This window comes from Limnospira sp. PMC 1279.21 (assembly GCF_032349615.1).
Classification (GTDB): Bacteria; Cyanobacteriota; Cyanobacteriia; order Cyanobacteriales; family Microcoleaceae; genus Limnospira; species Limnospira fusiformis.
This window is the reverse complement of record NZ_JARPLU010000022.1, coordinates 22,111-28,953: the sequence shown is the minus strand read 5'-3', so window position 1 is coordinate 28,953 and position 6,843 is coordinate 22,111. Positions and strand designations below refer to the sequence as shown.

General features: G+C 45.1%; 3 protein-coding genes. 2 read left to right on the top strand and 1 reads right to left on the bottom strand.

The window, feature by feature from the left end; all coding sequences use genetic code 11:
* Nucleotides 1–4,621, bottom strand: a 4,621-nt coding sequence (locus P5683_RS05480) for a S8 family serine peptidase (RefSeq protein WP_315669423.1), incomplete at its 3' end; no start/stop codon positions are given.
* A 221-nt stretch (nucleotides 4,622–4,842) separates the two neighbouring features.
* Here P5683_RS05480 and P5683_RS05475 point away from each other — a divergent pair.
* The gene (locus tag P5683_RS05475) at nucleotides 4,843–5,649 is read left to right on the top strand and encodes an NB-ARC domain-containing protein (protein ID WP_008057317.1); all 807 of its coding nucleotides are present in this window, start codon (nucleotides 4,843–4,845) and stop codon (nucleotides 5,647–5,649) included.
* Between the two features lie 33 nt (nucleotides 5,650–5,682).
* Entirely contained in the window at nucleotides 5,683–6,165 is a 483-nt protein-coding gene (locus P5683_RS05470; protein ID WP_052741590.1) for a hypothetical protein, read from the top strand.
* Nucleotides 6,166–6,843: the final 678 nt, after the last annotated feature.

Genomic DNA, 6,843 nt, shown 5'->3' with positions numbered 1-6,843 from the left:
TGTAATCTTGACCGGGACCGGGACGATACCACAGAATATCGGTCAGACCTGAACCATTGAAGTCACCTTGAAGGGGGATATAATCACCATTGACCGTGAAGGGACGGCTGTCATAGGTTCCATCTTCATTAAAAGACCAGATGTAATCTTGACCGGGACCGGGACGATACCACAGAATATCGGTCAGACCTGAACCGTTGAAGTCACCTTGAACAGGGATATAATAACCATTGACGGTGAAGGGACGGCTTTCATAGGTTCCATCTTCATTAAAAGACCAGATGTAGTCGGGTGCTGTTCCGGGTGCATACCAGAGGATATCGGTAATACCTGAACCGTTGAAGTCACCTTGAACAGGGATATAATCACCATTGACGGTGAAGGGACGGCTTTCATAGTCTCCATCTTCATTAAAATACCAGATGTAATCGGGTGCGAGTCCGGGTGCATACCAGAGGATATCGCTAATACCCGAGCCGTTGAAGTCTCCAGGAATGGGGGTGTAAACGCCATTGACGGTGAAGGGACGGCTTTCATAGTCTCCATCTTCATTAAAATACCAGATGTAATCGGGTGCGAGTCCGGGTGCATACCAGAGGATATCGCTAATACCCGAGCCGTTGAAGTCTCCAGGAATGGGGGTGTAGGTGCCGTTGACGGTAAAAGGCTGGCTTTCGTAGTTTCCATCCTCATCAAAGAACCAGATATAATCCTGTCCTGGTCCAGGGACATACCAAAGGACATCTGAGATTCCATCGCCGTTAAAATCTCCGATAATTCCTTCATAGGTGCCGTTAATGGTGATGGGGACACTGGTGTAGGGTTGTTCTGTTGATGTGCCGATCGTAATATTACGAACAGCGGTATTATTCGACTCATTGGTTTCGATTACAAAGCCGAAAGGATCAACAATCAAACCAATCGTATATTCCCCATCCCCACTCCAGAAAGAATCACTGGTATTGGGTAATGAAATTTGTTTAGTCAAAGTCCCTGTGCTGCTATTTCCGGGGATGGGATCAACCCAAGTCCAGCCGAGTAAATAATCCTCGCCAGGATCGATACTGGAATCATCGGACAGGTAAAAGTCTACCCAGAATCCACCTTCAGAACTGTCAGCATCGTCGCTACCCGTATTCATAATGGAATAGGTAACTTGAATCGAATCTCCGGGATTAGATTGGGTGGTATTCAGGGTAAAGTTACCAGGAATCAGATCGACATTATTACCCTGAGTTTCTGAGTAAATCAGTTCTAGGTTAATGTTACCAGATGCGCCATTATATCCATCAACAGCAATGTTGTAATTGGTTCCCCCTATAACGTCAAAGATAATTTCGCTTTGCCGTCCATACCACAAAGAATCATCATTGCTGGCTACTTCGGTCAAATTGGAAATAGAAGAACCCGTATAGGCTGCCAATGTGGTGTCAAAATCACTACCTCCAGTATTGATCGCCACATTACCTGAACCGGGAGCAGTCCAATTCCACCACAGGGAACTACCGCCAGAATTACCAGCGTGGTTGGGTTCTCCTGGCTGTTTGGTAGCACCGATGTTGCTACTGGTAACGCTGGCGTAGGAACCACCGAGGGAGGTACTGTTAGCAAAATCATCATTGCTTAACAGGCTGGTTTCTAGCAACAGAGATAAATTAATGTCTCCAGAGGCTCCCCCAAATCCATCAACGGCAATTTTATAAGTAGTTCCTGGTTCGACAACAAAGGAAATTTGGCTTTGTAGGCCATTGGTATCATCATTGCTGTCTATTTCGGTTAAGTTAGACAAAGATGAACCAGTATATGCAGCTAGGATGGTGTCAAAGTTGCTACCAAAAGTATCAATGGTCACTAATCCTGAATCAGGAGCAGTCCAATTCCACCAAACTGAACTACCGCCATATAGTCCGGCATGATTGGGTTCGCCAGGTTCTTTGGTGGCGTTGACGTTGCTACTGGTGATATTTACGGAAGTCCCACTTAAAGTAGCACTGCTGGAGAAGTCATCGTTAGGTAGTTGACTGGTGGCGAACACTAAATCTAAGTTAATATTGCCCTGGGCTCCGTTAAATCCATCAACGGCAATTTTGTAGTTGGTTCCACCTACGGCATTAAAGGTAACTTGGCTTTGTAGTCCAAAGCCGCTATTATCGTCACTGGCAATTTCTGTTAAACCGGAGATGGAAGAACCCGTGTAGACCCCAAGAACGGTATCAAAATCACTGCCGTTGGTGTTGATGGTGGCTGTTCCAGAACTAGGCGCTGTCCAATTCCACCAGACGGAACTGCCACCTGTTCCGGCGTGGCTGGGTTCACCCGACTGTTGGGTGGCATTAATATTGGTCCCGGTGGTGCTGACTGATGCCCCACTTAAAGCAATACTGTTGGCGAGATTATCATTCGCGGGGCTTGCTGTAGCCAGGGAGAGATCGAGGGTGATATTTCCTGTGGCTCCTTGATATCCATCAACTGCAATGTAATAGCTGGTTCCTGCTATGGCATCAAAGATGATTTCGCTTTGCCGACCACCACCACTATCATCATTGCTGGCAATAGTATTTAAGTTGGAGACTGAGGAACCGGTATAAGCAGCTAGGACGGTATCAAAGTTACTGCCAAATGTGTTGATGGTGACTTCTCCAGAAATAGGGGCTGTCCAAGTCCACCAGACGGAACTGCCACCTGTTCCGGCATGGTTGGGTTCACCCGACTGTTGAGTCGCTCCGATGTTACTACCTGTTACGGTGATTGATGTTCCTGAGAGAACTGCGGCTTGTCCAAAGTTGTCGTTATCGGGTCGGGAAGATTCGACTTGCAGGGCAGAAGCGAGGTTAATCCGATTTTTCGTAATGTTATTGCGGTGGTCGGTAATTGGATCTCCGCTGTTGATCAGTCGCTGTAGGAGTTGTTCTGAACTTTCATTGGGGAAGGCTTCACGGAGAACGGCAATTGCTCCTGCCACGTGGGGGGCTGCCATGGAAGTACCACTATAATTTGATAATCCTCCAGCAGTAATCTCAGAACCAGGGGCTAGAATATCTAAAAATGGGCTACTATTGGAAAAACTGGAAACGCGATCGGGGCTGGCGCTGTCCCATCCATAAGTTCCAGTGAAGTCATAAACTGAGCCGACGGAAATGGCACTTTCAAAAGCAGCAGGGGATGATATCCCATCCGTAAAGCCATCATTTCCAGAGGAGACGATTGGTAGGATTCCGTTGTTCCTGGCATTGGCGATCGCTTGACCGAGACCAGTTGCATTATCTGAGCGGGGGCTGGTATATTTGGCGCTGCCACCTAAACTCATATTGATGGCAGCAATATTGTAAGTATTACGATTTTGGATTGACCAGTTTATTGCTGCAATTATATCTGAGTCATATGCTAATAAATCCCAATCAAAAACATCTAGGGCAGCAATTTGAGTGCCGGGGGCAACTCCAGCCACGATTGCACTGACATTGGTTCCGTGACCATCATCATCATCTTGCCCATCATCGGGGGCAAAATCCCGAGCATAAACAATTCGTCCTTGCAGTCCAGGAGCATTGGGATCAGCACCTGTATCCAGTACCGCTACAGTTGTCCCACTTCCAGTAAAACCTGTTGCTTCGATCGCTCTGGGTTGCCCAATTAAAGGCAAACTTTCGGCTAAGGCTTTTTCATGAATTTGAGGAACATCTACCCCTAAAATATAGGGATTTTGCAGCAATTCGATTAGGGGATCTACTTGATCAAATTTGGCAAAGGTAATCGGTAGATTTTCATAGTCGTCGAGGATTTCCAAATCTTGGCTGAAGGGGGATAAGATGTCATCTTTCAGTTCCGAGAACAGGCTGGCTTGATAGTTAATTACTTCATCGCTACCAACAGACCAATTCTCTAACTCCATTTTCTCCTCAACGGCTTGCTCGATATCCCTGCTATTAAAGGAAATCAGGAGTTCCTGTGCTTCTCCATCTATGAGAGCATCTAAGGCGGTTAGGGAAATTTTATCAGCGATCGCACTTAATATTTCGGAGTCAATAACAATCTCATTGTTACTGGTCTGAGAATCGTTGTTACTGGTCTGAGAATCTGAACTCCTGGAATCATTGGTATTTTCTGATCGCGGATTTTCTGGACGGGAACGGGAGTCGGATTCAGCAGTCATTAATCCAGTTGAGGCCCCTGAATCATAGGGGACTAAATTAAGAATATCGGGGTTTTTCAGGATGTGGTTTAGTTGATCTACGGATTCAATCCTGAGAGCGACTGCTGAGAAATTGCGATAGTTCTCTATAACTTCAATATCTGCGGGTAAGCCAGTAATAAAATCTGTGGTGATGCTAGTAGTTGAAGTTTTGCTGTCTACTGGCTGATCGTTGGCAGCCAGAATAAATGTGATCTCTTGGGCATAGCCCAATTTGAGGTTGTTTAGGGTGTTCGGAGCAATTAAACCGTATTCTCCTGGTTCTTCAATGGCAAGGGGGTCAACTTTCGGTTCCGATGAACTGACGGGGAAAAGGTCATAGTTAATATCAAAGACATCAAGAGTCGGAAGACCGGAGGAGAGCAGTGTATTGGGATCGTAAGGATCGTGTTCTGGAGATACCACTTGAAAGCCGCTGATAGAATCCATTACAATTACCTCTCATATCTAGTGAAACTGTAAATGCCATAAAAATAGGTAAAACACCTTACCACTTTTAATAGATATAGCCTAACACAATAACTGTGATAAAATGTGAGTTGTTGAAATTAAGTTGTGTCAACAAAAATGATTAAATCTTAACGGTTAAGTTTTATGAAAATTGGCGTTGTCATAACCGATTATATCCAGTCAGCGGGAGCATCTAAGCAATGAACTTAAAAAAAGCTAAAATTATTCGCGATCGCCTCTTATCCATGTTAAAGCCAGGTTTCCAGTTGAGCGACATCCAAGAACAGGTTTTCTGTGAGTCTTGGGAAAAGCGCTCCTACCGGGAAATTGCTACTCGTTTGGGATACGAACACGACTATATTCGTCAGATTGGCGCTCAGTTGTGGAAAATGCTGTCTAAAGCAACGGGAAAGACGGTCACAAAACGCAATCTTCATACAGTGTTACAGGAGGAATACTGTCGGTGGCAGGAAGCCCGCCAATTTCCAACTTGTTGGCAAGACTGGGGGGAAGCGACGAATGTTTCTCAGTTTTGGGGACGGGAGGCGGAGTTGGAAAGGTTAAAACGGTGGGTTTTGAGCGATCGCTGTTCTTTGGTGGGAATAGTTGGTTTTGGGGGGGTGGGTAAAACAGCACTTTCTGTTAAGTTTTCTCAAGAAGTGCAGCAGGAGTTTGAGGTGGTCATCTGGCGTAGTCTCCGCGATCGCCCCCCACTTCTGAGTCTATTGGCGGATATCCTGTCAGTAATCAACTACACCCAAACGGTGACTGTTGAGCCTTCAGAAACAAGGATGCTGTCTATGCTGATCAAAGTTCTCCAGCAACGCCGATGTCTGTTGGTACTGGACAACTGGGACACTGTTCTGGATCCTCGCCGAGAATGTCTGAAGTTGTATCTATCTGGATATGAAGGCTATGGTGAGTTACTCAAATATATAGGAGAAATTCAACATCAAAGTTGTGCGATCGTCACCAGTCGAGAGAAACCGGATGAAATCACCACTTGAGAAGGAGAATTACTGCCAGTTCGTATTTTCAAGTTGGGGGGGCTTACAGAAAAAGCAGGAGCCAAACTGATTGAGGCAAAAGGCTTACAATCAGGTTATACAGAAGTGAATAAACTGGTTAATTACTATCGAGGCAATCCCTTAGCTATTAAAATGGCTGTGGCGAAGATTAAGGAATTATGTTTAGAAAATGTTAATGATTTTTGGAGTAGCCATCAAATTATTTGTGGTGGTATCTGTCAATTAATAAAACCCCAATTAGAGGGACTATCGGCTCTGGAAAGACAAATTTTATACACACTGGCGAGGAGTGAGCAACCTCTGGCGATCGCTTTGTGGCAAAACATACTATCATCAACAACTGCTGATCAGATTACCAAAGCATTAAGCCTCCTAGAAGAGCGATCGCTCATTGAGAAACAAGAGCCAGGCTATCTTTTACCTCCGGCGATCGCAGAGTATATCAACATCACCCCAGAGTTTTGTCCTTTCTGTATGGAGTTTATGAACCCGTAACCAGAGACTTTAACCGTCATGGTTACACCCAAATTCCTAAGATTTCTCCCTCTGAACTATGGAGGGGAATAACTCTGGTTTTTGCGCCAGTTAAGTTCATAGGGGTTTCATTTACTAGCAGCTCACTCCCATTGACTATTTGACAAAGTCATTATATATGTCCGCACGGATTTCCATTCTTTGATAATAAGTCAAGCTCCCAGATTTGTCAAGGGGAAAAATAGGGATTTTTAGAGTTTTTTTAGGATTGCCTAATCTGCTGATGGGTAGCGGGTTTTAGAGAGTGTGAGGGAATAGTGCGATCGCTTTTTTTAACAATGAGGGTGGCCGGTTATATAGCCTATTTAAGTAGGTTGGGTGGAGGAACGGAACCCAACACCACCATCTCACCGCTGTTGGGTTTCACCCAACCTACCCAGAGCTATAGGCTCAAAAAACCATTATATATGTCGGCACGGTTTCCCATGATTTAATAATAAGTCAAGTTTCCGCATTTGTCAAGGGAAAAAATCGGGATTTTTAGAGTTTTTTTAGGATTGCCTAATCTGCTGATGGGTAGCGGGGTTTTAGAGAGTGTGGGGAAATGGTGCGATCGCTTTTTTTAAGAATGATGGTGGCAGGTTATATAGCCTATTTAAGTAGGTTGGGTGGAGGAACGGAACCCAACACCACCATCTC